Source organism: Arthrobacter sp. 10N418, from assembly GCF_056394725.1.
Map to the genome: position 1 here is coordinate 108,630 of NZ_JBFTIK010000005.1, position 24,410 is coordinate 133,039.

Consider the following 24,410-nt stretch of genomic DNA (forward strand, 5'->3'; position numbering starts at 1 on the left):
CCGCGACGCGGTCCGGGCCCCCGGCGTCGGCCCGCCGTCAGGTCCCGGCGGGACTAGCCATCAAGCTTGAGGTCCCGGCGGAGTTTGGCGACATGGCCGGTGGCCCGCACGTTGTACTGCGCCACCGCGACGGTTCCCTGGGGATCGATCACCACCGTGGAACGGATGAGCCCGTCATAGGTGCGGCCATAGTTCTTCTTCTCCCCCCAGGCGCCGTAGGCCTCGGCCACGGCGTGGTTCTCGTCGGAGAGCAGCGGGAAGTTCAGTCCTTCAGCGGACGCAAAGCTGGCGAGCTTATCGACCGGATCCGGGGAGATTCCCAGTACGTCATAGCCCGCCAGCTGCAGCGACTGAAGTGAGTCCCGGAAGTCGCACGCCTCTTTCGTGCATCCGGGCGTGGAGGCCGCCGGATAGAAGTAGACCACGGTGTTGCGTCCGCGGAAGTCCTTCAGGCTGACGTCGTGTCCCTCGGAATTCTTGAGGGTGAAGTCCGGTGCCACGGCACCGGAAATGAGTCGTTCAGACACGGGTTTCTCCTTGAAAGGTGGGGTTTAACCCAGCCTAGTGAGCCGTGCGGCGCCCGACGAATCCAGCGCTCGCTATACTCGGTGGTATGCCTGATATGGATCGCTGGCCCACGGGCCGCCTATTGTCCACGGCAGCACGCCTTGTAGAGCACTCCTGGAACGAAAAATTGGGGGCCATTGGCCTGACCCACGCAGGGGTGATCGCCATGGAAGTGCTTTCAGCCAATGGGCCGATGACGCAGGCCCAACTGGCGCAGCTGGTTCGGGTCCAAGCGCAAACCATGGGGAAGACGCTAAGCCGCCTCGAGGCGCACGGCCACATCTCCCGGCAGCGCAGCGCCTCGGACCGCCGCAGCCATGTCGTGTCCCTGACTGAACGTGGCCGTGAGGCCGTGGCGCAAGCCGCGGACATGGAACGCTCCGTGCTTGCGGCCACCTCGATTGACCCGGACCTGCTCCGCCAGGAGCTTCAGTCCGTGGTGAAGGTGCTGGCCACCAAAACATCTGCGCATGAGGTCAAGTCCATTGTCAGTGCCGTTGAACCCGGGCTGGCCGTCGAGACGACACACCTGAACTGAGCTTCACGCGGCCGCGCGCCGTCCGGTCCGCTCCGTCCAGCACTCTGTGCAAAGCTGTGGGCATGGGACACATGCTGACTATTTCACATAACGGGACCACCCTGGACGCTTACGTGAGCGAGCCTGCGGGCCAGCCGAAGGGCGGCCTGATAGTCATTCACGAAGTGTGGGGTCTCGTGGAGCACACCAAGGACGTCGCCGACCGTTTCGCCGCCGAGGGCTATCTCGTCCTCGCCCCGGACCTGCTTGCCGGGACCGGGATGACGCCGGAGCTGGCGGCCGAGCTGCAGGTGAAACTGTTCGATCCCGAGCAGCGGAGCATAGCGCAGCCGAAGCTGCGCGAAGCGATGGCCCCGCTGCACGCGCCCGGATTCGCCGACCGCACACTGGCATCGCTGCAGGCCTGCTTTGAGCACCTCTACGCCATTCCGGCGCTCGCAGGCCGGGTCGCGGTGACTGGCTTCTGCTTCGGCGGCACCTACAGCTTCTCGCTGGCAGCGCGCGAACCGCGGCTGCGGGCGGCGGTGCCGTACTACGGCCACGCGGACTTCCCGGTTGAGCAACTCGGGAGCATCACCTGCCCGGTCCTGGCCTTCTACGGCGAAAAGGACGCGGCACTGGTGGACAAGCTGCCGGAACTGACCGAAATGATGGACCGGGCCGGCGTCGATTTCACGCCGGTCGTGTACCCCGGAACGGGCCATGCGTTCTTCAACGACACCAACACGTGGACCTACGACGCCGATTCCGCCGGGGATGCGTGGACGCGGACTCTTTCATTCCTGGCGACGAACCTCGCAGCGTAGGGCCTTCCTTTGGCCCCGCGGAGGCTCCCATGATTCGGCAAGTGCGAGGATGATGAAGCCATGCGTGGGCAGGATCGATCCCGTCGGAAGGCAAGGGCATGAGCAGCAGCAGCGCGTTCAGGATTGTTGTGGGAGTGGACGGCTCGGTGCAATCCCAGGCAGCCCTCGACTGGGGCGTGCAGGAAGCCCGGCTCAGGGGCGGGGAGGTCCTTGCGCTGGCTTCGTGGCACTATCCCTACGTCACGGACGCTGCCGGCCAGGCCTGGGACTACGGGGCTTTTGAGCGGGATGTGCAAGCGATCCTGGACGAAGAGTTGGCGCGCGCGGCCCAGCCTGGGGTACCGGTCAGCGGGCAGCTTGTGCGGGGAAGTGCGGCCTCCGCACTGGTGGCGGCGTCCCGGGACGCCGACCTAGTGATCGTCGGCTCGCGCGGACATGGCGGCTTCGCCGGGCTCCTGCTGGGCTCGGTGTCTTCCCAGCTGGCGCACCATGCCCATTGTCCGGTGCTGATCATCCGGACCGCGCCCGAAACCTAGGCCCCGGGCCGCCGGGAAGACCCCTTTGGCCGGAGCCTTGCGGGTGCGCCAACACCCGGGCTGGTCTTGCCGCGGCTGCCGCGCACCGTTGCGCCGCCGTCTGCTACCGACCAGGAGGCCTTCGTGCAGATTGACCCGAGCACCCCCGCTGTCGTACTCATCGAATACCAGAACGATTTCGCAACCGTGGGCGGTGGCCTGCACGACGCTGTGAGGCCCGTGTTGGAGAAGACCGACATGCTCGCCAACACGTCCCGGGTGGTTGAGGCCGCACGGGCCGCCGGCGCCACGATCATGCACGCGCCCATAACTTTCGCGGAAGGCTACAACGAGCTCGGCGCGCACCCCCATGGGATCCTCAAGGGCGTCGTGGACGGGAAGGTGTTTGTCAAAGGATCCTGGGGCGCCCAGATCATTGACGGGCTGACGCCGGCCGACGGCGACATCCTCATTGAGGGCAAGCGCGGCCTGGACACGTTTGCGAGCACAAACCTGGATTTCATCCTGCGCAGCAAAGGCATCACGACCATCGCGCTCGGCGGCTTCCTGACCAACTGCTGCGTCGAATCCACCATGCGCAGCGGGTACGAAAACGGCTACAAGGTCATCACGCTGAGTGACTGCGTCGCGGCGACGTCAGCGGAGGAGCACGAGAACGCCATCACCTACGACTACCCGATGTTCTCCACGCCAATGACAGGCGGGGAATTCGTCGGTTACCTGTCCTAGCTGCCGCGGCTGAGTCCGCCCGGCGGCACGAGCCAGGCGCCGGGCGGACTCAGATGGTGGCGACGTGGTTCGCCAGCGTGGCCACCATCGCGGACATCTTGAGTCCCACCAGGACAATGGCCACCGCGGTCACGGCTATGGTGGCCCATATTGGCGCGAGCCCGCGCCGCGGCGCCGCTTCGTGCACTATGACGGAGCGGCCGATCACGTAGAGTTCGCGGCTCAGGAAAACCCACGCCCAGTGGAAGGGCCGCACAACACCGTCGCGGCGAAGTTTCGCCCAGTCCAGATACGCCAGGACGGCGGACACACCGTACACGAGGATGCCGCTGGCGAGCAGAAGGAAGTAGGGGACGGTAAGGATCGACGCCGGGTCGAGCGTCTGGACTTGCCGCGCACCGACGCTGCGCACCCGCAGGACCGGATTCCAGATCATCAGGAAGATGAGCGGGATGACCGGCAGCGCCACAATCAGCCAGATGAAGGGGTTATAGACCGGGGTCTTGGCACTGATGTGCGGACGTTGAAGCGGCGGGCCTGGGCGGACCGGCCCGCTGAACTGGCCGGTCCACGCCGCACCGTTCCACCATTGAAGCCGGCCTGAGCCGGCCGGATCCGGATACCAGCCTGGACCAGGCGTGGATGCATTCTGTGGGACAGTCATGGATGGTCTTCCTTTAGCTCGTTCTGACACCGAGAGTACATCCGCGTGGCGCCGCCCGCGAGGGGTTTAGCCCCGTCCGGACCGTTTGAGGCCGAACGCTGCCGACACCGTCATCAACAGCCCTCCCAAAGTCAGCAGGTACGCGCCGGCGCGGCTGCCATATCCCCTCTCCGCAGGTGCTTGGGAGACAACTGCGTCCTCATAGTCGGCAGCAGCAGCAGCCGGCGTCGTCGGGGCGGCGGCCGTGCCCGACGCGGCGGGTACCGCTGCCGGCGGCATGGCGGTGCCGCCGCCGTTGTCCGGCGATCCGCGGCCGGGCGCGGGCGCCGCAGCGGTTTGCGTTGTCCGAGGAGGGAGCGGTGCACGGGTGCCGGCGGGAATGGGGTGCACCACAACGCCGGGCGCGGTCGAGGGGCCGGGCGGCGATGCCGGGGCTGTAGGGGACGGTGATGCTGAATGGGCGGGCTGCGGCGGAACTGCCGGGCATAAGTTCACGGGGCTGATGCCCACGAGCCCGGGCCCGCACGTATCCGCTAATGCAGGTAACGCCAGGGCAATGGGCGCGACTAAGAATGCCAGGGATGCCGTTCCCAGATAGTAAGCCCTCTTAGCGGTTGTCATCCCGATCATCCTACGTGCCGCCCGGGACATAGGATCGTAATGCCGCTGACACGGCGGCGTCGACAGCGTTTCAAGCTATTTGCCCAGTCCGGTCCTCCCGAAAGAGAACACTACGATGCCTGATACCGACCCCGTGAGCCTTCCCGAGCGGAAACCCCGAACGGGTATGCCGGCCATCTGGTCCGACGGCCTCGGACGCGCCAGCATCCGCTCCGTCCAGGCCCTCACCGTGGCAGCCCTGGCGTGGGCGGTCCTCTGGGCCGTCACCCGGGTCCCGCTCGTCATCATTCCCGTGGTGATCGCGGTGATTTTGGCCGCGGCGATATCACCCCTGGTCCGCTGGCTCACGGGCCACAGATGGCCCCGAGCACTGGCGGTCGTTGCCTCATTCCTGGCGATCCTGGCCGTATTCGGCGGCGTCATTACCGGGGTTGTGTTCCTGGTCCGTTCCCAGTGGAAGGAGCTGTCCGTCCGCGCCGTGGCCGGCGTGGACCAATTCCACGGGTTCCTGAACAACGGGCCCTTCCAGGTCAGCGATGAACAAATCACCGCCACACGCGACTCGGTCCAGAAGTTCTTCACGAGCAGTACGTTCGGGACCGAAGCCCTGACCGGGGTACGGACTGCCGGGGAAATCCTTGCCGGCATGGTCCTCATGGCTGTCATCTTGTTCTTCTTCCTCAAGGACGGCGAGAAAATCCGCGGCTTCCTGATCGGTTTCCTTCCCGCCACGCACCGCGCCAGGGCTGCGCTCGCGGCCGAGCGAAGCACACTTGTCCTGGGCGGGTACGTCCGCGGGACAGCCATTGTCGCGGCCACCGACGGACTCATCGTCGGCGTGGCCCTTGCCATCATGGGTGTGCCGCTGGCCTTGCCGCTGGGCGTGTTCGTCTTCCTTGGAGGCTTCATCCCGATCGTGGGTGCCACGGCCGCCGGGACCCTCGCGGTCCTGGTAGCCCTGATCTCCAACGGGCCCGTGCCTGCCTTGATCGTGCTCGCAGTGGTCATCGGGGCCAACCAGCTGGAACACCACTTCCTGCAGCCTGTCCTCATGGGCAGGGTGCTGAGCATCCACGGACTCGCCATCCTGCTGGCGCTGGCCGCGGGGACCATGCTTGCCGGCGTCGTCGGAGCATTGCTGGCCGTGCCGCTGACGGCGGTCGGCTGGACCGTCATCAAGACGTGGTCCGGACGTGGGGACGCCGCGGCCTAATGCGCCGGGGACACCGTGGCTTCTGGCGGGCAGCCTGAAAGCGCCTCCCGGCATAAGCGGGGACAATGGTTCCCGGCATAAGAGACCGATCCACAGAATGAAGGACATGCAGACACCCACAGACACCGCCGTGCCGGCGCACGTCGACCTCAAGCGCAGCGAGCCTCCCGCGCGGAACGCCTTCACCGGCTGGCTGCTGGCCAACCGGGTCGCGCCCGCAGGGCCGGCAGCGGCCCAACAGGAGCACACCACGCCAAACGCCTGGTGGAAGGTCATGTGCCTGACCGGCGTCGACTACTTCTCTTCCCTCGCGTACCTGCCCGGGATCGCCGGGCTGGCAGCCGGTGCCCTGTCCCCGTTTGCGACCCTTCTGATCGTGGCCCTGACGCTGCTCGGCATGCTGCCGATGTACCGCCGGGTCGCCCACGAAAGTCCGCACGGGCAGGGCTCGGTCGCGATCCTGGAGAAGCTGCTGCCGTTCTGGCGCGGGAAGTTCTTCGTTTTGGTGCTGCTCGGGTTCGTGGCGACCTCGTGGATCATCACCATCACGCTCTCGGGTGCTGACGCGACCGTGCAGATTATGGAAAACCCGTTGCTGCCCGCCGGGCTGCACGGTCAGGCCGTCCCGATCACCGTTGTGATGTTGCTGATCCTGGGCGGGGTCTTCCTGCTCGGCTTCAACGAGGCCGTCGGCGTCGCCATCCCGCTGGTGGCCGTGTACCTGTTGCTGAACGCCGCGATCGTCGGCGTCGGACTCTTTGACGTCTTTACGGACCCGGGCGTCCTCAACGGCTGGGTTGGCAGGCTCGGTGCCAACACGGGCAGCGGACCCCTGGGTCTGATCATGCCGGTGGTCATCGCGTTCCCGCTGCTGGTTCTGGGCTTGTCCGGGTTCGAGACCGGGGTGTCGATGATGCCGCTGATTAAATCCCACGGCGACGACGAGGAAGCGCACCTGGGCTCACGGGTGCACAACACCCGCAAGTTGCTGACCACGGCCGCGCTCATCATGTCCGGCTACCTGCTGACCACGAGCTTCATCACCGCGGTCCTGATTCCCGCCAGGGAATTCCAGGACGGCGGCGCCGCGAGCGGCCGTGCCCTTGCGTACCTGGCCCACGAAAAGCTCGGCAGCGGCTTCGGGACCGTCTATGACATCAGCAGCGTCCTTATCCTCTGGTTCGCCGGCGCGTCAGCGATGGCCGGGCTGATCAATATCGTCCCGCGCTACCTGCCCGACTACGGGATGGCCCCGGAATGGGGCCGCGCCGTGCGCCCGGTCGTGATTGTCTTCACGGCGATCAGCGTCGGCATCACCATCGCCTTCCACGCCGATGTCAACGCCCAAGCGGGGGCGTACGCCACCGGTATCCTCGCGATGATGGTCTCCGGTGCCGTCGCGGTAACCGTCTCGGCCATCCACCGCGGGCACAAGGGCGGGAGTGCCGGGTTCGGATTCCTGGCCCTGGTCCTGCTCTACGCGCTGGTCATGAACGTCATCGAAAAGCCCGAGGGCATCGCGATCTCCGCCGTGTTCATCGCCGGCATTGTCATTGTTTCCCTGATCTCGCGGATTTCCCGGACCACGGAGCTGCGGGTGGACAGGGTGGAGTTCGACGCCGCGGCGCGCCAGTTTGTCGCCGATTCCGTCGCGTTCGACGGCGAGCTGAACCTGATCGCCAACCAGCGCCAGGCCGGCGACGGGCACGAATACGACGACAAGGAACGCGAACAGCGGGCCCTCAACCCGGTCCCGGGCAAGGCCGACGTCCTGTTCCTGGAGGTGGGGGTCGTGGACCCGTCCGCTTTCACCCACGTTTTGCGGGTCCAGGGCGTAGATATCGACGGTCACCGCGTCCTGAGGGTCGAGTCCCCGGCCGTCCCGAACGCGATCGCCGCTGTCCTGCTGGCCCTGCGCGAGAGCACCGGGCTGCGCCCGCAGTGCTACTTCGAATGGTCCGAGGGCCACCCTGTCGGGCACCTCATGCGTTACCTTGTCCTGGGCAAGGGGGACACCGCCCCGCTCGTGCGCGAAATCCTGCGCGTCGAAGAGGAGGACCCTGCCCGCCGGCCTGGCATCCACGTGGGCTAGTCCTGCGCCGCTGGGCTGTTGCGGTGCCCGGCGCCTGCCAGGAGGACCTCCTTCACAACGAAGCGCGGAGGAGGAATAATCAGGTTGGTCAGTATACTTATCAATTTCAGCTGCAACTGAAGGAGCGGACATGAGGGCACTTACCTGGCAGGGAAAGCGGTCGGTCAGAGTGGAGATAGTTCCGGATCCGGTGATCCAGGAGGCGACGGACGCGATCGTGAAGATCACGTCGTCGGCGATCTGCGGTTCCGACCTCCATCTGTACGAGGTCCTCGGGCCGTACATGAACGCCGGCGACATCCTGGGCCACGAACCCATGGGAGTCGTTCAGGAGGTTGGTTCGGGAGTTTCGAACCTCAAGCCGGGCGACAGAGTGGTTATCCCGTTCAACATTTCCTGTGGCCATTGCTGGATGTGCAAACAGGGCTTGCAGTCCCAGTGTGAGACCACCCAGGTGCACTCCCACAGCAGCGGGGCGAGCCTGTTCGGGTTCTCCGAGCTTTACGGGTCGGTCCCCGGCGGGCAGGCAGAGTACCTGCGCGTGCCCCACGCCGACTACGGACCCATAAAGGTGGGGCATGAACTGCCCGATGAACGGTACCTCTACCTTTCCGATATTCTTCCCACAGCCTGGCAGGGAGTGAAATACGCGGACGTCCCTGCGGGCGGGACACTGGCCGTCTTTGGGCTTGGGCCGGTGGGGCAGTTCGCCAGCCGGGTCGGCCGCCACCTGGGCCAGAGGGTCATCGCCGTCGAACCGGTTCCGGAACGCCGCCGCATGGCGGAGCGGCACGGAGTGGAAACGATCGACTTCATGAAAGACGTCGGTGACCAGCTTCGCGATATGACCGACGGAAGGGGCCCGGACGCGGTGGTCGACGCTGTCGGTATGGAAGCGCATCATTCGCCCGTCGGCGCCTTTGCACAGCATGCGGTGGGGCTCCTGCCCGACGCACTGGCCAAGAAGGCCATGGAGACTGCCGGCGTCGACCGGATGACGGTCCTCCATGCCGCCATAGATTCCGTGCGTCGGGGCGGGACCGTCTCGCTGAGCGGAGTGTACGGGGGCACTGCGAGTCCCATGCCGCTGCTCACAATGTTCGACAAGCAGATCCAACTCCGAATGGGCCAGTGCAACGTCCGCCGGTGGACGGACGAGCTGCTCCCGCTCGTGGAAGATCCCACGGACCCGCTCGGCGTGATGGATCTCAAAACACACGAGGTCTCCCTCGACGGCGCCGCTGCCGCCTACGAGCTTTTCCAGAAAAAGGAAGATGGCTGTATCAAGGTGGTCCTGAAGCCATAGCAGCGCTTCAGCGTGCCACGATGAGCGCCTGCGGGGCCGCCTGCTTCATCCGGGTTTGCAGCCAGCGCAGTTGGACCGCGGTTTCAGCGTCGCACCGGGAAACGACGTCGAGGAGGTCGCGGTCGCGGAGGGCCGACCCGGCTTGTTTGACCATGGTCCAGGTCACGTCGACGAGGCTCGCCAGGAGGTAGAGGTCCTGAAGGTCCCGCAGTAGGCCGACCGGGCCTTGGCGCGTTGTGGAAAGCCCTTCGGCGTGGAGCCGTTCGGGTTCGTTGGCGGAGCGGTCCTCGCCGTAGCGCTGAACGAGAGGGATCAGCAGCCGCCCGTGTTCATCGCACTGGTTCGCCAGCGTATGGCAGAGGAAGTGCACGTCAGGTTCGGCCCCATGGCCCACCGCCACTTGGCGGAAGGAATCTGACAGTGTCTGTTCGGCCTTGTGGAGCATGCCCAGATAGATATTCAGGTTCATGGCCTGCCCTCCTGTCCACCGCGCCTGATCGCCTCGGGGAAGCGGGGCGGCGGGGCTGCGCCGACGCGCTCGGTGGCTTCGGCGTCCGTGCCGCCGGTGGTCGGCCGCACGGATCCGGCGCCCGCTGCGGTGGACGGGCGGGATGCGGTTGTAGTCGGCGCCGGGGCAGGGCCCGCAGCATCGCCGATTTTCTCCACGTTCACGGCGGCGTTTTTGAAGACGGGCTGTTTGGAGACCGGGTCCCATTCAGTGAGCGTGAGTTCGTTTGCAGCTGTCGGGTGTTCTCCGGGTGATCCGTCCCCGTCCCAGTAGCCGTAGTGGAACGGCGCGAAAACCGTGCCGCGTCGTATGTCGCTGACGCGCGCCGGGACCTCGATCCTTCCCCGCCGCGACGTCACGCGGACAAGGTCGCCTTCCCGGATTCCCAGCCGCTCGGCGTCGTCCGGACCAAGCTCCACCCAGGCGCTGGGCGCGGCCTGGGTCAAGGGCCGGGACCTTCCGGTCTTGGTCCGCGTGTGGAAGTGGTAAGCGGTGCGGCCGGTCGTATACCGGAGCGGGTACTGGCCGTCGGGTTCCTCGTGCGCGGGATGGAACTCCGCGGCTTTCAGGATCGCGCGTCCGCCCGGGGCGCTGGCCCGGAAAGCCTCCGGTCCGACGGTGGCGCCCGTGAGCAGTTCGTGCCCGTAGCTTTCGCAGTAGTCCGGGTCTGTGGGGAAGACTCCGTCCCTGTAGAGCCGCTCCCGCCCGTCCGGGTTCTCGTCGTTGCAGGGCCACGGGATGCCGCTGCCGCCGCGTAGCCGTTCGTAGCTCATCCCGGTGTAGTCGCAGGGACGGCCCCGGGAACATTCCTTCCACGCCTCAAAGGCGTCCTCGGGACCGGCCCAAGGCAACAGCGGTTCGCCGTGCAGCGTGGTGAATTCCATCCGGCGGGAGTAATCGAGGAAGATGTCCAAGTCGCTGCGCGCCTCCCCAGGCGGCTCAACGGCCTTGTCCGAGAGATGCACGGTCCGGTTGACGTTCGTGAAAGTGCCGGTCTTTTCACCCCAGCCCGCTGCCGGAAGGACGACGTCGGCGGCCTGGGCCGTCTCGGTCAGGTAGAGGTCCTGCACCACAACGAACAGCTCGGGCTTGGCGAGGATGTTCCGGATCCGGGGGAGGTCGGGCATGGAGACGGCAGGGTTGGTCGCGGAGATCCAGAGGAATTCGATAGAGCCCTGCTCGGCATAGCGGAAGATCTGCATGGCGTGCGTCGGCGGGGCCCAATGTGGGATGGTCAGGGAGTCAACGTCCCAAAGCCTGGCGAGTTCCTCGATGTGTTCGGGGTTCTCCCAGTTCCGGAAGGCGGGCAGGTCACCGTCCGCCCCGCATTCGCGGTTATTCTGCGCGGTCGGCTGGCCGTTCATCTGGAGGATTCCGCAGCCGGGGCGGCCCAACAGCCCGCGGAGCAGGTGCAGGTTGTTGACCTGGCAGGACGCTGCGGTGGCCTGCGCGGACTGGTAGAAGCCCTGAAGGACCGTGGACAGGACACGGGCCGAGGTGCCGAAAATCCGGGCCGCTTCCCTGATGTCGGCGGCGCTCACGTCGCAGACCGCCGCGGCCGCTTCGGCCGTCCACGGCTCGACTGTGGCCCTGAGTTCCGCCAGCCCGAGCGTGTGCGCGTTCACGTACTGCTCATCGAGCCAGCCGTTGGCCAGGACTTCATGGACAAGGGCGTTCATCAGGGCGAGGTTTGTCCCAGGCCGGACGGCAAGATGGACGTCGGCGTGGCGGGCGACTTCGGTGTCGCGGGGGTCGACGCAGACGAGCTTGGGCCGGTCAGGTCCGGCGATGCGGTCCAACACCCGCGACCACAGCACGGTCTGTGTTTCGGCCATGTTGTGTCCGTAGAGGAAGATCGCGTCGCAACTGTCGATGTCGGTATAGCTTCCGGGCTGTCCGTCGGCTCCGAAGGTTTCCTTCAGCGCCGCCGCCGCCGTCGCGGTGCAGAGGCGGGTGTTGCCGTCCATGTGAGGGGTGCCGATGCCGGCCTTCCCGAGGACGGCGAGGGCGTAGTACTCCTCGAGGAACAGTTGGCCGCTGGTGTAAAAACCGTGGCTGAGGGGTCCGCGGTCTTGCAGAAGCTGCCGGCTGCGCTCGGTGATCCGGTTCATCGCGGTGTCCCAGTCGCATTCGACGAGCCGGCCGTTCTCGCGGATCAAAGGCTGTGTGAGACGGTCCTTGTGGGACATCCCCTGCCAGCTGGCAAAGAGGCCCTTGGGCCCCAGCCGGCCGTGGTTGACCAGATCACCCGCGCGGCCGCGGATGCCCACCATTGCACCGTTCTTCACGGCGATATCGCACGCGCAGCCGTTGCTGCAAAGGACGCAGGCGGACTGAACCCAGCGTTCGACGTCATCCTCGGTGATGCCCTCACGCAGGGCCTGGTCCACCCGCACCGGCCATAGTCCGTCCCGCGGGTACGGGGTTCTCGTGCCCCAAATCTCTGCAATCCGGTCAACCACCGTTGGTCTCCAGTTCATTCGCGGCTTGGTTCGACGGCAGGTTTCGCCGCTTCCGGACCCGGATTATCCCCGTGAATCCGGGTCGGCCGCGTCTTCGCCCGCGTCCGGCGTGCCCAGCTCGGGGTCGATCTTGCGGGCCATGTCGCCGGCGAGGGAGTCCCTCGCGGCAGCGTCTTCGGAACGGTCCGGCTCGTTCTCGCTTACGTTCTCCATGGCATTCTCAGCCGCTTTGCGGATGTTGTCCCCGATTCCCATGTCACTCCTTCTTTGGATCTGAGTTCAGACGGTTGCCCGGATCAAGCTTTATCAGCATGCTTTGGAGTAGTACAGCCTTTTGGTGGTTGATTACCTGTCGGTCCCTATGGAACCGGGAAAAGCGTTGCACCACGTGGGGTCCGACCGGACTCAGAAAAGGCGGCTCTGGAACGGACTCTGGCATGGTGGGCGTGCCGGATGGGAAGATGCGTATATGAGCGAGAACACGCAGTCCGGTTCGAACAGTCCTGCTTCTGGCGGCGAGGAAGAACACGCCCCGGGTCCGGGTCAAGCGCACCCGCGGACGCCGACGACTCAGCCGATGCGCACCGTGGGCCAGCGGCGCCGGGATTCGGAGAAGAAGCTGGACAACCACCAACGCGGAGCCCGGACAAAACCGGCAGATTGAGGCGCCGGCCAGCTGGCGGTGGCGTGCCACGCGGCATCCGGCACGGGCGGAACGCAGCAATGAAGCAACCCCATGGAACGGCTCCGGGAGGGGCTCAGCGACGTGATCACATCCCCGGGAGGACGACTTATGAACGCGAACATGCAAGCTGATGAATCGGCAGCCGATAATTCATTGCGCGGATACCTGCACAGTCATTTGATGGCCGCCTCGGCAGGCGAACGCCTGTTCGAGCAGGCAGCCAAATCGTGGGCGGGTTCCGCTCAAGGGGCCGAGCTCAGCAGGCTTGCCGCAGAGGTCGGCGAGGACAAATCTGCGCTCGAGGAAATCTGCGAGAAGCTGCAATCCGGCTTGCCGGGCCACAAGAAGCCTCTGGCCTGGATCGGTGCACACCTGGCGACTTTGGACCCCTTGAATCCGACGCATTCCCGCGACGGTGCTGCCGGCCAGTTGGAGCTCGAAGCGCTCATCGCCGCAGTCTCCGGCAAATTGTTGCTCTGGAAAACCCTCACCGTACTCTCCGGCGTCTATCAGGTCATCGACCAGGGACAGATACAGCCACTGCTGGAACGCGCCCTGGGACAGATCCGGGATTTGGAAACCCTCCTTCTGGATACCAGCCCGGGGCGGCTCGGCCCATCAGAAAAGAAATAACGTACCGCACGAACGACGGCAGTGAGGCCCTTCCCGACTCCTTGTCCGGTGTAGCCGACCGCGTCACCCGGGGAGCCTACCCGGGCACGGGGTTTCCGGCGCCGGCACCGAAGAGCAGACGAGCCGCGACCCGGGCGTTCAGGTGCTCAGTTCCATCATCAGGGCCGGCAACTCGTCGGCCTGTTCCCGGGCCAGGTAGCCGGGGCTTCCACTCCTGCTGGCGGGCTTCATCCAGGCCCGGGCCCATCAGGATCATTGCCGGTCATCGCCCATAGCGATCTCCTTTGGTCACAGCCGACCTCCCGCGATCCGCACCGGTCATCTGGATGGATCCGCCTCACGATACCGGCCAGCCGCAGGAAGGGCCGTAGGGCCCCGTGCTTAGGAACCGGCCGGAGCGGGAGCGAGAGCGCGGACGGCGAGTCCGGCTACCCGGGAGCGCCGCGGATACTGCGAGGCGTACGTCTCAGCGCGGCTATCGAAGAAGTGCGTTCTTCTGCCTTGCTTTGATCGTTGAGCTCTGCCCGCAGTTGGAACACGTGATGCGGTACGACTTCGACGTCGTGAAGATCGGGAGGAAGAACAACGTAAGTTTGGTGGCCCGCTCCTGGAGGCCATGCTGAACGAACCGGTGGCAGTACTGGCACGTGGCCATCCGCCCGGCCAAATCGCGCAGGACGGTTCTAAACCCGAACAGTAGAAACATGGGTGTGCCTTTCACTGGGTTACTCGGTCAGGGTTCCCGGCCGGGAGAGGAGCGGTCGTGAGCTTGCATCGCAACGGTCCCGAGGGTGCTCATTCAAGCAATTTAGCAAGCGTACTTATTATCTGATTGTAGCCATATTCACCCGGAGCAAAACCTGCGTAGCCAAAGGCGGCACAGGGGGTGCTGTGGCGCGCCTGCTCAAGGCGCGCCAGTACGTGAGGAAGGACGACGACGTGTCACAGCCGGAGGATGGGCCGGCCGGGGCAGGCATTTCAGGAAGTCTGCCAAGTACGCCACGGTCCGGGGTTGGGGTGCTTCCTGCGTGCTTGCCGCGCCGAAACCAGTCCGGGCCGCAAAAGCCATTGACTTCAAAGGCTCAGGTGAGGATCCTCAAAATAGCCATCCAAAACCTTTACGACACACCGCTGCGGGGGAGCGCGGAGCGGACGGCGATTGCGCCAATGGCTGCACCAGAGGTGCAGCGGCGCCGCGGCCCGGTCGTTACTTGAAGGATCCGGGGTCAGGGTGGGGTCCATCGTCACCCACAGCGGCAGCAGCGGCACGGAATACGCCGCCCCCAAACTGCATTCGCACCTGAAGGTCCTTCCCATGAAACACCAACAACCCTGGCGTAACTCGTCCGCGCCACGGACTGGCCGGCGGCACGTCTTGGCGCAGGCCAGGATACTCGCGGCCATTCTCCTCACCGCCTGCTTCTGCCTGGCGGGCGGCCCCGCACACGCGGACATCATCGACCCCTTCGGACATCAGTTCCATTCCAGCCTGATGTGTGACCCTGCGTCGTTCTCCCGAGGGACCCACCTATATGCCTGGAGGTTGGATAACAAGCCCTCATCTGTCGTCCTGACGCTGAGGAATATCAAGACCGGCGCAGTCCTGACCAGCGATCCGGCGGGTGTCCCGGCCGAAAACATTCCGGGCAATGTTGAATGGGCATGGATCTGGATCCGCCCGGGCGATGAGGCCGTTTACGGCCCGAACGAAGCCTGGGTGCACTACACCTGGCCCGACGGATCAATGGCGTGGGAGCAGCTAACCGACATATCGGTGAGCATGCTCGGCAACGGCGCCCCATACTGCATTCTCGGCTTTTGACCCGACGCAAAGGATTTAGCCATGAAACCATTCGCTCGCACCCATGGACCCTCGTCCCCCCGCCGCGCCTCCGGCCCCCGCCGCGGCTCCTTGTTGGCCCTGCGCAGCCCCCGAAACATCCTCCGGCTTCTGAATACGGTCGTCCTGGCCGCGGCCAGCTCGCTGGGCGGCGTCGCTCCGGCCCAGGCAGGCGTACCGCATGCTTCCCAGCTCAGTCCGTTCGTCGACATCATGGGGTACACATGGGGTGACTGCTTCATCAAAGTTGGACCGGCCTACGACAACTGGCACGCTGCACCGGACTACCACTTCTTCGGTGCCGGAGAGGTCAATTGTGCCTCCAGCCACGAGATTGACATCACCATCCTCCAATACCGGGACTCCAATGGATCCGGCCCCGGCGGTGACGTCGGCGCAGTGGGTGATCCCGGCTCCTCCGGTCCCCTCTACACGAACTACGTCTGGGTCGCTACGGGTCCTGCCTGTAAGGACGGGTCACCGGACGCGGAGTTCTTCGCAAGCGCGTACCTGACCATCGACGGGAACGATATCGGCTGGCTACCCGGCTACCAGCAGCCGACACCGCAGGGTTGCCCATAGCCGCAACCAGGGGCCGTGCCCTCCGGTTGGCGGACAGAACGCTGCCAGGCTCGAGAGCAGTGCGCTTGGCGAACTGGCCGCCGTCGGGATGCCTGCGGGCTTGTGGGCTGAGATGAAAGTCATGCCGCTGACCCAGTAAGGATCGTCCCGGGACCAATCCAGCCAAAACAAAAACCCCGTCTTCACCAGCCGCTAAGCCGGTGAAGACGGGGTTTGTCCGTGGTGCACCCCCCGGGACTCGAACCCGGAACCCATTGATTAAGAGTCAATTGCTCTGCCAGTTGAGCTAGAGGTGCATCTGTTGTTTTCGTTCATCCGGGGGCTTTTTATTTCCCTCGTTGTTCTCCGCAACGACATGAAACTCTACACGAGTTTGGACGTTGTGTGAAATCGGCGGCCGGTGCAGGTGCTCCGCTAGCCGTGCAGGTCCAAAACCAGCACGAAATCAGGGTTTTGGTCGTTGCTGAGGAGCCAGAGGCGGCCGTCCGGGGCGAGCGAAACGTTCCGGATACGGCCGTACATTCCTGTGAAATAGCCCACAGGATTGCCGGCGGTTTCCCCGTCCAGGACCACGACCCACAGCCGTTGCCCGCGGAGGGCGCCCAGATAGGCGGTGTCACGGACAATCTCGAGTCCGCTGGGGGACGAATCCGCCGTCGAGGGCCATACGGCTTTGGCGTCCAGGAAGCCCGGACGGTGCGGTGCGCCGGTCACCTCGGGCCAGCCATAGTTTCCGCCTGGCACAATCAGGTTCAGCTCGTCGTCCACGTCGGGACCGAATTCGCTGGCCCACAGCCGTCCCGCACTGTCCCAGGCAAGTCCTTGCACGTTCCGGTGGCCGAGACTGTATACGGGGTTAGTTCCGAAGGGGTTTCCCGGAGCGGGCCTGCCGTCCGGCGTGAGCCTGAGGATCTTGCCGCCCAGGGCCAATCTGTCCTGCGGCTGCTCACGCCGCTGCGAATCTCCGGTTCCCACATAGAGATATCCGTCCGGCCCGAAACGGATCCTTCCGCCGTTGTGCGTGCCCGCCTTCGGTATCCCGGGGAAGATGACCTGCGGGGCCCCCAACTTCAGCTGGCTGCCGCTCCCGTCAAGGCGGAAGCGGGCGATCCTGTTGTCGTTCGCGGCCGTGAAGTAGGCGTACAGGTAATGGTCCGTGGCGAACTCCGGCGAAAGTGCCAGTCCCAGCAGGCCGCCTTCGCCTCCGGGCACGACGCCGGGCACCTGGCTGATGGTTTCGGCGTGTCCGCCGCTCACAGACTTGAGCAGGGCGGTGTCGCGTTCAGAAATGACGGCGGTGCCGTCCGGCAGGAACACCGTCGACCACGGCTCCTGCAGTCCGACGTCGATCCGGCCGGTGACTGTCGGCGGTGCCGGCAGCGGTTGCGCATCGCCGGCCGGATTGCTGCCCCCTGTCGCAGAGTCGCTATTTGGCGGGGGAGTGCCATTGCCGCCTGTGCAGGCCGTGAGCAGGAGTGCCACAGCGGCAGCCAGCGCCCTGATGGCACGTGTCCGGGCCCCCATCGAACTGCGGCGTCTGCTGTCGGCAGGCCGTCCCGTGGCCGCTATTGACGGGTGCGGCGTGGCGGCCGGAAGCCGGCGGCCTCGGCGTGGGCGGGCGAAAGGAACCAGACCTCCGCACGGGTTTCCTCGAAGGCCGGACTCGTCTCGTCGTGATAGATCATCGAGGACGCGTTGCCCTTGACCGTGAAACCCTCCGGTCCGCTGCCGTCGGCAGCCGGCGCTGCCGATCCTTCGCCGTAGGGCTGGTCCTGGGCCAGGTGGCCCGCTGGTTCCGCCGTGTGGCTCGCAAGGGTCTCGGACGCGGCGGAAAGTGCTGCCGCCTGCAACGGATCGGCCGCTGCCAGCGGAGCCGCCTGAGTTTCGGGAGCCGCCAGGGTTTCGGGCGGCGCCGGAGCCGATTGCGGCGCCGCCGATTCCCCGCCGGCCTCGGTGGCTTCGGCCGCGGCCGATTCCGCACCGGGAAGGGTCGGAGCGTGGGGCTCGGTGTATTCGGGATGGTGGACCGGCATGCCGGCCGCCGCGGGCGGCTCCGCGGCGCCCTCGGCCTGGGCAGCCTGCGTCCCCGCGGCGTGGGCTGCATAGCCATGGTCGCCTCGGACCGGTTCGTGGTGCACCGGGGCGGGAGGAGTTTCTGCGGGGGCGGTCTCCGACCACTGTGTTTCCCATTCGGCGGCGTCCGCCGCCGTCGTGTCCGCCGCCGTCGTGTCCACTGTGTCGTCCGCCGCCGCGGGAGCGGACACGGGGGGCATTTCGTTGGCGGCGACAGCGTCCTCGGCCGGAACCGCGGTCGTCTGGTCCTGGTCCTGGTCCTGGTCCTGGTCCTGGTCCCGGTCCTGGGCAGCGAACGCCTGCGGCGGAGCCTCACGTCCCTGTAGCTTCTGGTCCGCCTGGGCCTTTGCGGGCGGCGCCATGGCTGCCGCTGTGGCGGAGGAGTCGGCGGTGGCGGAGCCGCCCGCGCTTTTACGGGAGTTGCGGCTGAGCAGCCACCACACAACGGCGACGATGACGACGATGACGATGAGCCAGACAATCCAGTCCATGGCGGAGCCCTTCTGTCCATAAGGCAAGGTTGCCGTTGCTTGACGTTACGTCCGTCCCAAGCTGGCTGTCCACCCTCGTCGGCACCGCTCCACGGCGCTACGGGAAGGGCCGAACCCGCGGCAGGAAACCTGAACGAACCCTCCCTGCCGTGGTGCCGGACCTGCGTGCCGGAACCCGCTGGAACCGGGTCTTTGAGCCGGGCAAGCCCGCTCAGATTCCATTAGGTGAGACGAGAGTCCACTATTTGATCGAAATATTCCCGGTTTTCCGCTTAATCAGCCTCTTTCGGTCGTTGGCGTCCGGGGCGGCGCCCTAGACTTTGAGCCATGAGCGAGGACACCCAAACAACAACAGACACCAAGCCGGACATCAAGCCCCGCAGCCGGGTCGTCACCGATGGCATCCACGCCGCACCGTCGCGCGGGATGCTCCGGGCGGTCGGCATGGGCGACGACGACTTCGCCAAACCCCAAATTGGCGTGGCCAGCTCGTGGAACGAAATCACTCCCTGCAACCTGTCCCTGAACCGGCTCGCCCAGGGTGCCAAGGAAGGCGTCTTCGCTGCCGGCGGTTTCCCGATGCAGTTCGGTACCATCTCCGTCTCCGACGGCATCTCCATGGGGCACGAGGGCATGCACTTCTCCCTGGTGTCCCGCGAAGTCATCGCCGACTCGGTGGAGACCGTGATGCAGGCCGAGCGCATCGACGGCTCGGTGCTGCTGGCCGGCTGCGACAAGTCCCTGCCCGGCATGCTGATGGCAGCCGCCCGGCTCGACCTGGCGTCGGTCTTCCTCTATGCCGGCTCGATCATGCCGGGCTGGGTCAAGCTCGAGGACGGGTCCGAAAAGGAAGTCACCCTGATCGACGCCTTCGAAGCCGTGGGTGCCTGCGCCGCCGGCAAGATGAGCCGCGGGGACCTGGACCGCATTGAAAGGGCCATCTGCCCCGGCGAAGGTGCCTGCGGCGGGATGTACACGGCCAACACCATGGCCTGCATCGGCGAGGCACTGGGCATGTCCCTTCCCGGCTCTGCCGCGCCGCCCTCCGCGGACCGCCGGCGCGACGTCTTCGCGCATAAGTCCGGCGAGGCCGTCGTCAACCTGCTCCGTCTCGGCATCACGGCCCGCGACATCCTGACCAAGAAGGCCTTCGAGAACGCCATCGCCGTCACCATGGCCTTTGGCGGCTCCACCAACGCCGTACTGCACCTGCTCGCCATCGCCCGCGAGGCCGAGGTCGACCTGAGCCTGGAGGACTTCAACCGCATCGGCGACAAGATCCCGCACCTGGGCGACCTGAAGCCGTTCGGCCGCTACGTCATGACCGACGTCGACAAGATCGGCGGCGTGCCGGTCATCATGAAGGCCCTGCTCGACGCCGGCCTGATCCACGGCGACTGCCTCACTGTCACGGGCAAGACCGTGGCCGAGAACCTTGCCTCGATCAACCCGCCGGATCCCGACGGCAAGGTCCTGCGCGCCATGGACAACCCGATCCACAAGACGGGCGGCATCACAATCCTGCACGGTTCAATGGCGCCGGAAGGCGCCGTCGTAAAGACCGCAGGCTTCGACGCCGACGTCTTCGAGGGCACCGCCCGGGTGTTCGAGCGGGAACAGGGCGCCCTGGACGCACTCAAGAATGGCCAGATCGCGGCCGGCGACGTCGTCGTCATCCGCTACGAAGGGCCAAAGGGCGGCCCGGGCATGCGCGAAATGCTCGCCATCACCGGCGCCATCAAAGGCGCCGGCCTCGGCAAGGATGTCCTGCTGCTGACCGACGGCCGCTTCTCCGGCGGAACCACCGGACTGTGCATCGGCCACGTCGCCCCGGAAGCGGCCGACGGCGGCCCGATCGCCTTCGTCAAGGACGGCGACCGGATCCGTGTGGACATCGCGGCCCGCACGTTCGACCTGCTGGTGGACGAGTCCGAGCTCGAGGCCCGCAAAGTCGGCTGGCAGCCGCTGCCGGCCAAGTTCACGAAGGGGGTCCTCGCCAAGTACGCCAAGCTGGTGCACAGCGCCTCCACCGGCGCGTATTGCGGGTAGTGCCGAGTGCCCAGCCTCCAGCGGCGACACGGCCGCTGGGGGAGGAGCAACCCGTGAACCCAACTAGCTCGCACTTGTGGCCGTTTGGAGCGATCATAACGGCCATTAGCTGCGACCTAGTTGGGAGGGCGTTCAGCCAGTGGACAATGGGGTCCACATCGTGAGACTCGGGGCGGGCTCGTTGACACCTGTCTCACTCAGAGGGAAAACTGAACGCATGATCGAGATCGTTACCGCCGGAGCCACTGCAGTCGACAGCACTGCAGATGCTTCCGTCGTCCTTACCAGGCGCGTGGCTCATTAGCCTTTACCGGTAACAAACCGTCACGCGCAACCCCTCGAAGAGCCTCACGGGCTGAGGGGTTTTTTTATTTCCCGCATCACCCGTACCACCAGCATCAGGCGTTACCAGCAGTTCCACGATCACAGAAGATCCACACCGAAGAGCCACAAAGGAAGAGTCCGATGAGCAAAGGATCGCCGATCAGCCCCTCGCTGATGGCCACGAAGTCCGCTGGAGCCTCCAAGGCTTCGGACCGCGTCGAACGCCCGGCTGACGCCGCCGTCGACACTGCTGCCGTCTCTCCTGTCCTTGGGCCGAACAACGTCGTACCCCCGACGGTGATGACCGGCTCAGAAGCAATTGTCCGCGCGCTCGAAGAACTCGGCGTGAAGGATATTTTTGGTTTGCCCGGTGGCGCGATCCTGCCCACCTATGACCCCTTGATGGCCTCCCGAATGAACCACGTTCTGGTCCGTCACGAACAGGGAGCCGGCCATGCCGCGCAAGGCTACGCCATGGTCACCGGACGGGTTGGCGTCTGCATCGCCACCTCGGGGCCGGGTGCCACCAACCTCGTTACCGCCATCATGGACGCCCACATGGACTCCGTGCCGATTGTGGCCATCACGGGCCAGGTCTCCAGCGGGGTGATCGGCACCGACGCGTTCCAGGAAGCGGACATCGTCGGTATCACCATGCCGATCACGAAGCACTCTTTCCTGGTCACGGACCCCAACGACATCCCGCACGTCATGGCCGAGGCCTTCCACCTTGCCTCCACCGGCCGTCCGGGACCGGTACTCGTGGACGTCGCCAAGGACGCCCAGCAGGCGCAAATGACGTTCTCCTGGCCGCCGAAGATCGACCTCCCCGGCTACCGCCCGGTGCTCCGCGGCCACAGCAAGCAGGTCCGGGAAGCCGCCCGGCTGATCGCGGCCGCCAGCAAGCCCGTCCTCTACGTGGGCGGCGGCGTCGTCAAGGCCCACGCGTCCGCGGAACTGCGCGAGCTGGCCGAGCTGTCCGGTGCCCCCGTGGTCACCACCTTGATGGCCCGCGGCGTGTTCCCGGATTCGCATCCGCAGCACGTGGGCATGCCCGGCATGCACGGCACGGTCTCCGCGGTCACCGCCCTGCAGCAGTCCGATCTCCTGATCACGCTCGGAGCCCGCTTCGATGACCGGGTGACCGGCATCCTGAAGTCCTTCGCGCCGAACGCCAAAGTCATTCACGCCGACATCGACCCCGCGGAAATCTCCAAGAACCGCACGGCGGATGTACCGATCGTGGGCTCGGTCAAGGAGATCATCCCGGAACTGAGCGATGCCCTGCGCCTCCAGTTCGAGGCCTCCGGCACCCCCGACCTCACCAACTGGTGGGCCTTCCTGAACAACCTCAAGGAGACCTACCCGCTCGGCTGGACCGAACCCGAGGACGGCCTCAGCGCCCCGCAGCGCGTGATCGAACGCATCGGCGCCCTCACCGGCCCCGAAGGGATCTATGTTGCCGGCGTCGGCCAGCACCAGATGTGGGCCTCCCAGTTCATCAAGTACGAGCGCCCGCACGCGTGGCTGAACTCCGGCGGGGCCGGCACCATGGGCTACGCAGTCCCGGCCGCCATGGGCGCCAAGGTCGGCGAACCGGACCGTGTGGTCTGGGCGATCGACGGCGACGGCTGCTTCCAGATGACCAACCAGGAGCTCGCCACCTGCGCGATCAACAAGATCCCGATCAAGGTGGCCATCATCAACAACTCCTCGCTGGGCATGGTCCGGCAGTGGCAGACCCTGTTCTACGAGGGCCGCTACTCCAACACCGACCTCAACACGGGACACAACACCGTCCGCATCCCCGACTTCGTCAAGCTGGCGGACGCCTACGGCTGCGCCTCCTTCCGTTGCGAACGCGACGAGGACATCGACGCCACCATCCAGAAGGCCCTGGCAATCAACGACCGCCCCGTGGTCATCGATTTCGTCGTGAGCCCCAACTCCATGGTGTGGCCGATGGTCCCGGCAGGAGTCAGCAACGACCAGATCCAGGTTGCCCGCAACATGACCCCGGAATGGGAAGAGGAGGACTGATCATGACCCGCCACACACTGTCCGTTCTGGTCGAAGACAAGCCCGGTGTGCTGACCCGCGTCGCCAGCCTCTTCGCCCGCCGCGCCTTCAACATCAACTCCCTGGCCGTCGGCCCGACGGAAGTTCCGGGCATGTCCCGGATGACCGTCGTCGTCGACGCCGACGGCGAGCTGATCGAACAGATCACAAAGCAGCTGAACAAGCTCGTCAACGTGATCAAGATCGTTGAGCTCACCCCAGAATCGTCCGTACAGCGCGACCACATCCTGGTCAAGGTACGTGCGGATGCCGCGACACGCCTGCAGGTCACCCAGGCTGCAGACCTGTTCCGCGCTTCAGTGGTCGACGTCTCCACAGAGTCGGTGGTCATCGAGGCAACGGGCCACCCCGAGAAGCTCTCGGCACTGCTTTCCGTGCTTGAGCCTTTCGGCATCCGCGAAATCGTGCAGTCCGGCACCCTGGCCGTTGGCCGGGGATCCCGCTCCATGAGCGACAGGGCCCTCCGCTCCGCGTAGGAACGTGCCCCCGTACCGCACCACCGAGTTCCCCAACCGCTTTCCCACACCAGCAACACCTACGAATCCATTCAAAGGAGACACCCCAGTGACTGAAATGTATTACGACGACGACGCCGACCTGTCGATCATCCAGGGCCGCACCGTCGCCGTCATCGGTTACGGCTCCCAGGGCCACGCCCACGCCCTGAGCCTGCGCGATTCCGGTGTTGACGTCCGCGTCGGCCTGAAGGAAGATTCCAAGTCCCGCGCCAAGGCCGAGGCCGAGGGGCTGCGCGTCCTGAACGTCGCCGACGCCGTCGCCGAAGCCGACCTCATCATGGTCCTCACCCCGGACCAGGTCCAGCGCCACGTCTACGCCGAGGACATTGCTCCGAACCTGCAACCCGGCGACGCCCTGTTCTTCGGCCACGGCTTCAACATCCGCTACGGCTACATCAAGCCCCCTGCCGACGTCGACGTCGCCCTCGTCGCCCCCAAGGGCCCGGGCCACATCGTGCGCCGCGAGTTCGAAGCCGGCCGCGGCGTGCCGGACCTGATCGCCGTCGAGCAGAACCCCTCCGGCAAGGCCAAGGAACTGGCCCTGTCCTACGCCAAGGCCATCGGCGGCACCCGCGCGGGCGTCATCGAGACCACCTTCACCGAAGAGACCGAAACCGACCTCTTCGGCGAACAGGCTGTCCTCTGCGGCGGCGCGTCGCAGCTGATCCAGTACGGCTTCGAGGTCCTCACCGAGGCCGGCTACAAGCCCGAGGTTGCCTACTTCGAGGTCCTGCACGAGCTCAAGCTGATCGTGGACCTCATGGTTGAAGGCGGCATCGCCAAGCAGCGCTGGAGCGTCTCCGACACCGCAGAGTACGGCGACTACGTCTCCGGCCCGCGCGTGATCGACGCCCACGTGAAGGAAAACATGAAGGCCGTCCTGAAGGACATCCAGGACGGCACCTTCGCCAAGCGCTTCATTGACGACCAGGACGCCGGAGCTCCCGAGTTCAAGGCGCTGCGCAAGAAGGGTGAGGACCACCCGATCGAGGCCACCGGCCGCGAACTGCGCAAGCTGTTCTCCTGGATCAAGAACGAAGACGACTACACCGAAGGATCGGTAGCCCGCTAAGGCAACTGACCGGCAGGGGGGC

Annotated in this window: 22 protein-coding genes and 1 tRNA gene; 14 read left to right on the plus strand and 9 right to left on the minus strand. The window is 65.7% G+C overall.

The genetic code is table 11. The features are described from left to right. Nucleotides 1-53 precede the first annotated feature (53 nt). Nucleotides 54-527: a thioredoxin-dependent thiol peroxidase gene (bcp, locus tag AC1DCZ_RS05665; RefSeq protein WP_476973714.1), complete on the minus strand. Its 474-nt coding sequence runs from the start codon at nucleotides 525-527 to the stop codon at nucleotides 54-56. A gap of 95 nt (nucleotides 528-622) precedes the next feature. Between bcp and AC1DCZ_RS05670 the strand changes: the two genes are divergently transcribed. From AC1DCZ_RS05670 to AC1DCZ_RS05685, 4 genes are all read left to right on the plus strand, one after another. After that, nucleotides 623-1,105 carry a MarR family winged helix-turn-helix transcriptional regulator gene (locus tag AC1DCZ_RS05670; RefSeq protein ID WP_476973789.1) on the plus strand — a complete coding sequence of 161 codons (483 nt, stop codon included), beginning with the start codon at nucleotides 623-625 and terminating at the stop codon, nucleotides 1,103-1,105. A gap of 62 nt (nucleotides 1,106-1,167) precedes the next feature. Continuing rightward, on the plus strand, nucleotides 1,168-1,911 hold the full coding sequence (locus AC1DCZ_RS05675) for a dienelactone hydrolase family protein (RefSeq protein WP_476973715.1): 744 nt from the start codon (nucleotides 1,168-1,170) through the stop codon (nucleotides 1,909-1,911). 98 nt (nucleotides 1,912-2,009) lie between these two features. Beyond that, nucleotides 2,010-2,447: a universal stress protein gene (locus AC1DCZ_RS05680; protein ID WP_476973716.1), complete on the plus strand. Its 438-nt coding sequence runs from the start codon at nucleotides 2,010-2,012 to the stop codon at nucleotides 2,445-2,447. Between the two features lie 123 nt (nucleotides 2,448-2,570). Continuing rightward, nucleotides 2,571-3,176, plus strand: a complete 606-nt coding sequence (locus tag AC1DCZ_RS05685) for a cysteine hydrolase family protein (RefSeq protein ID WP_476973717.1) — start codon at nucleotides 2,571-2,573, stop codon at nucleotides 3,174-3,176. A 49-nt stretch (nucleotides 3,177-3,225) separates the two neighbouring features. Here the strand turns inward: AC1DCZ_RS05685 and AC1DCZ_RS05690 are convergent, their stop codons facing one another. Beyond that, on the minus strand, nucleotides 3,226-3,840 hold the full coding sequence (locus AC1DCZ_RS05690) for a DUF2510 domain-containing protein (protein ID WP_476973718.1): 615 nt from the start codon (nucleotides 3,838-3,840) through the stop codon (nucleotides 3,226-3,228). Between the two features lie 736 nt (nucleotides 3,841-4,576). Between AC1DCZ_RS05690 and AC1DCZ_RS05695 the strand changes: the two genes are divergently transcribed. The 3 genes from AC1DCZ_RS05695 to AC1DCZ_RS05705 all read left to right on the plus strand — a co-directional run bounded on the left by AC1DCZ_RS05695 (nucleotide 4,577) and on the right by AC1DCZ_RS05705 (nucleotide 9,072). Further along, nucleotides 4,577-5,674 carry an AI-2E family transporter gene (locus tag AC1DCZ_RS05695; protein WP_476973719.1) on the plus strand — a complete coding sequence of 366 codons (1,098 nt, stop codon included), beginning with the start codon at nucleotides 4,577-4,579 and terminating at the stop codon, nucleotides 5,672-5,674. Between the two features lie 106 nt (nucleotides 5,675-5,780). Further along, complete coding sequence (locus AC1DCZ_RS05700) at nucleotides 5,781-7,766, plus strand: APC family permease (protein WP_476973720.1); 1,986 nt, start codon at nucleotides 5,781-5,783, stop codon at nucleotides 7,764-7,766. 130 nt (nucleotides 7,767-7,896) lie between these two features. Then, on the plus strand, nucleotides 7,897-9,072 hold the full coding sequence (locus AC1DCZ_RS05705; RefSeq protein WP_476973721.1) for a zinc-dependent alcohol dehydrogenase: 1,176 nt from the start codon (nucleotides 7,897-7,899) through the stop codon (nucleotides 9,070-9,072). A gap of 7 nt (nucleotides 9,073-9,079) precedes the next feature. On the opposite strand, the gene AC1DCZ_RS05710 is transcribed toward AC1DCZ_RS05705, so the two are convergent. The 3 genes from AC1DCZ_RS05710 to AC1DCZ_RS05720 are packed head-to-tail and all read right to left on the minus strand — an operon-like array spanning nucleotide 9,080 to nucleotide 12,297. Beyond that, a complete protein-coding gene (locus tag AC1DCZ_RS05710; RefSeq protein ID WP_476973722.1) occupies nucleotides 9,080-9,541 on the minus strand; it encodes a hypothetical protein in 462 nt (153 codons plus the stop codon). Continuing rightward, complete coding sequence (locus AC1DCZ_RS05715) at nucleotides 9,538-12,060, minus strand: molybdopterin oxidoreductase family protein (RefSeq protein WP_476973723.1); 2,523 nt, start codon at nucleotides 12,058-12,060, stop codon at nucleotides 9,538-9,540. The genes AC1DCZ_RS05710 and AC1DCZ_RS05715 overlap by 4 nt, the downstream gene beginning before the upstream one ends. 45 nt (nucleotides 12,061-12,105) lie before the next feature. Then, on the minus strand, nucleotides 12,106-12,297 hold the full coding sequence (locus tag AC1DCZ_RS05720; RefSeq protein WP_476973724.1) for a hypothetical protein: 192 nt from the start codon (nucleotides 12,295-12,297) through the stop codon (nucleotides 12,106-12,108). A 538-nt stretch (nucleotides 12,298-12,835) separates the two neighbouring features. On the opposite strand from AC1DCZ_RS05720, the gene AC1DCZ_RS05725 reads away from it, so the two are divergent. Next, nucleotides 12,836-13,360, plus strand: a complete 525-nt coding sequence (locus AC1DCZ_RS05725; RefSeq protein WP_476973725.1) for a hypothetical protein — start codon at nucleotides 12,836-12,838, stop codon at nucleotides 13,358-13,360. Nucleotides 13,361-13,835: 475 nt separating this feature from the next. Here AC1DCZ_RS05725 and AC1DCZ_RS05730 read toward each other — a convergent pair whose 3' ends face one another. Further along, nucleotides 13,836-14,066 (minus strand): zinc-ribbon domain-containing protein, encoded by a 231-nt coding sequence (locus AC1DCZ_RS05730; RefSeq protein ID WP_476973726.1) that lies wholly within the window; start codon nucleotides 14,064-14,066, stop codon nucleotides 13,836-13,838. 525 nt (nucleotides 14,067-14,591) lie between these two features. Here AC1DCZ_RS05730 and AC1DCZ_RS05735 point away from each other — a divergent pair. Next, nucleotides 14,592-15,182, plus strand: a complete 591-nt coding sequence (locus tag AC1DCZ_RS05735) for a hypothetical protein (protein ID WP_476973727.1) — start codon at nucleotides 14,592-14,594, stop codon at nucleotides 15,180-15,182. 21 nt (nucleotides 15,183-15,203) lie between these two features. Then, complete coding sequence (locus AC1DCZ_RS05740; protein WP_476895337.1) at nucleotides 15,204-15,782, plus strand: hypothetical protein; 579 nt, start codon at nucleotides 15,204-15,206, stop codon at nucleotides 15,780-15,782. Nucleotides 15,783-16,002: 220 nt separating this feature from the next. On the opposite strand, the gene AC1DCZ_RS05745 is transcribed toward AC1DCZ_RS05740, so the two are convergent. From AC1DCZ_RS05745 to AC1DCZ_RS05755, 3 genes are all read right to left on the minus strand, one after another. Further along, a tRNA-Lys gene (locus tag AC1DCZ_RS05745) sits at nucleotides 16,003-16,078 on the minus strand. Nucleotides 16,079-16,196: 118 nt separating this feature from the next. After that, nucleotides 16,197-17,306, minus strand: coding sequence for a PQQ-dependent sugar dehydrogenase (locus AC1DCZ_RS05750; RefSeq protein WP_476973728.1), 1,110 nt, complete (start codon nucleotides 17,304-17,306; stop codon nucleotides 16,197-16,199). 41 nt (nucleotides 17,307-17,347) lie between these two features. Beyond that, complete coding sequence (locus tag AC1DCZ_RS05755; RefSeq protein WP_476973729.1) at nucleotides 17,348-18,346, minus strand: sunset domain-containing protein; 999 nt, start codon at nucleotides 18,344-18,346, stop codon at nucleotides 17,348-17,350. A gap of 327 nt (nucleotides 18,347-18,673) precedes the next feature. Here AC1DCZ_RS05755 and ilvD point away from each other — a divergent pair, with 327 nt between their 5' ends. The 4 genes from ilvD to ilvC all read left to right on the plus strand — a co-directional run bounded on the left by ilvD (nucleotide 18,674) and on the right by ilvC (nucleotide 24,388). Further along, a complete protein-coding gene (ilvD, locus tag AC1DCZ_RS05760; RefSeq protein WP_476973730.1) occupies nucleotides 18,674-20,395 on the plus strand; it encodes a dihydroxy-acid dehydratase in 1,722 nt (573 codons plus the stop codon). Between the two features lie 465 nt (nucleotides 20,396-20,860). Continuing rightward, a complete protein-coding gene (locus AC1DCZ_RS05765; protein ID WP_476973731.1) occupies nucleotides 20,861-22,759 on the plus strand; it encodes an acetolactate synthase large subunit in 1,899 nt (632 codons plus the stop codon). A 2-nt stretch (nucleotides 22,760-22,761) separates the two neighbouring features. Further along, nucleotides 22,762-23,274, plus strand: a complete 513-nt coding sequence (gene ilvN / locus AC1DCZ_RS05770; protein ID WP_476895332.1) for an acetolactate synthase small subunit — start codon at nucleotides 22,762-22,764, stop codon at nucleotides 23,272-23,274. 88 nt (nucleotides 23,275-23,362) lie between these two features. Beyond that, the gene (gene ilvC, locus AC1DCZ_RS05775) at nucleotides 23,363-24,388 is read left to right on the plus strand and encodes a ketol-acid reductoisomerase (RefSeq protein ID WP_476895331.1); all 1,026 of its coding nucleotides are present in this window, start codon (nucleotides 23,363-23,365) and stop codon (nucleotides 24,386-24,388) included. Nucleotides 24,389-24,410: the final 22 nt, after the last annotated feature.

Coding starts and splice junctions, on each gene's coding strand:
- AC1DCZ_RS05670 (WP_476973789.1), top strand. CDS start 623: ATGGATCGCTGGCCCACGGGCCGCCTATTGTCCACGGCAGCACGCCTT.
- AC1DCZ_RS05675 (WP_476973715.1), top strand. CDS start 1,168: ATGGGACACATGCTGACTATTTCACATAACGGGACCACCCTGGACGCT.
- AC1DCZ_RS05680 (WP_476973716.1), top strand. CDS start 2,010: ATGAGCAGCAGCAGCGCGTTCAGGATTGTTGTGGGAGTGGACGGCTCG.
- AC1DCZ_RS05690 (WP_476973718.1), bottom strand. CDS start 3,840: ATGACTGTCCCACAGAATGCATCCACGCCTGGTCCAGGCTGGTATCCG.
- AC1DCZ_RS05695 (WP_476973719.1), top strand. CDS start 4,577: ATGCCTGATACCGACCCCGTGAGCCTTCCCGAGCGGAAACCCCGAACG.
- AC1DCZ_RS05700 (WP_476973720.1), top strand. CDS start 5,781: ATGCAGACACCCACAGACACCGCCGTGCCGGCGCACGTCGACCTCAAG.
- AC1DCZ_RS05705 (WP_476973721.1), top strand. CDS start 7,897: ATGAGGGCACTTACCTGGCAGGGAAAGCGGTCGGTCAGAGTGGAGATA.
- AC1DCZ_RS05710 (WP_476973722.1), bottom strand. CDS start 9,541: ATGAACCTGAATATCTATCTGGGCATGCTCCACAAGGCCGAACAGACA.
- AC1DCZ_RS05715 (WP_476973723.1), bottom strand. CDS start 12,060: ATGAACTGGAGACCAACGGTGGTTGACCGGATTGCAGAGATTTGGGGC.
- AC1DCZ_RS05720 (WP_476973724.1), bottom strand. CDS start 12,297: ATGGGAATCGGGGACAACATCCGCAAAGCGGCTGAGAATGCCATGGAG.
- AC1DCZ_RS05725 (WP_476973725.1), top strand. CDS start 12,836: ATGAACGCGAACATGCAAGCTGATGAATCGGCAGCCGATAATTCATTG.
- AC1DCZ_RS05730 (WP_476973726.1), bottom strand. CDS start 14,066: ATGTTTCTACTGTTCGGGTTTAGAACCGTCCTGCGCGATTTGGCCGGG.
- AC1DCZ_RS05740 (WP_476895337.1), top strand. CDS start 15,204: ATGAAACCATTCGCTCGCACCCATGGACCCTCGTCCCCCCGCCGCGCC.
- AC1DCZ_RS05750 (WP_476973728.1), bottom strand. CDS start 17,306: ATGGGGGCCCGGACACGTGCCATCAGGGCGCTGGCTGCCGCTGTGGCA.
- AC1DCZ_RS05755 (WP_476973729.1), bottom strand. CDS start 18,346: ATGGACTGGATTGTCTGGCTCATCGTCATCGTCGTCATCGTCGCCGTT.
- ilvD (WP_476973730.1), top strand. CDS start 18,674: ATGAGCGAGGACACCCAAACAACAACAGACACCAAGCCGGACATCAAG.
- AC1DCZ_RS05765 (WP_476973731.1), top strand. CDS start 20,861: ATGAGCAAAGGATCGCCGATCAGCCCCTCGCTGATGGCCACGAAGTCC.
- ilvN (WP_476895332.1), top strand. CDS start 22,762: ATGACCCGCCACACACTGTCCGTTCTGGTCGAAGACAAGCCCGGTGTG.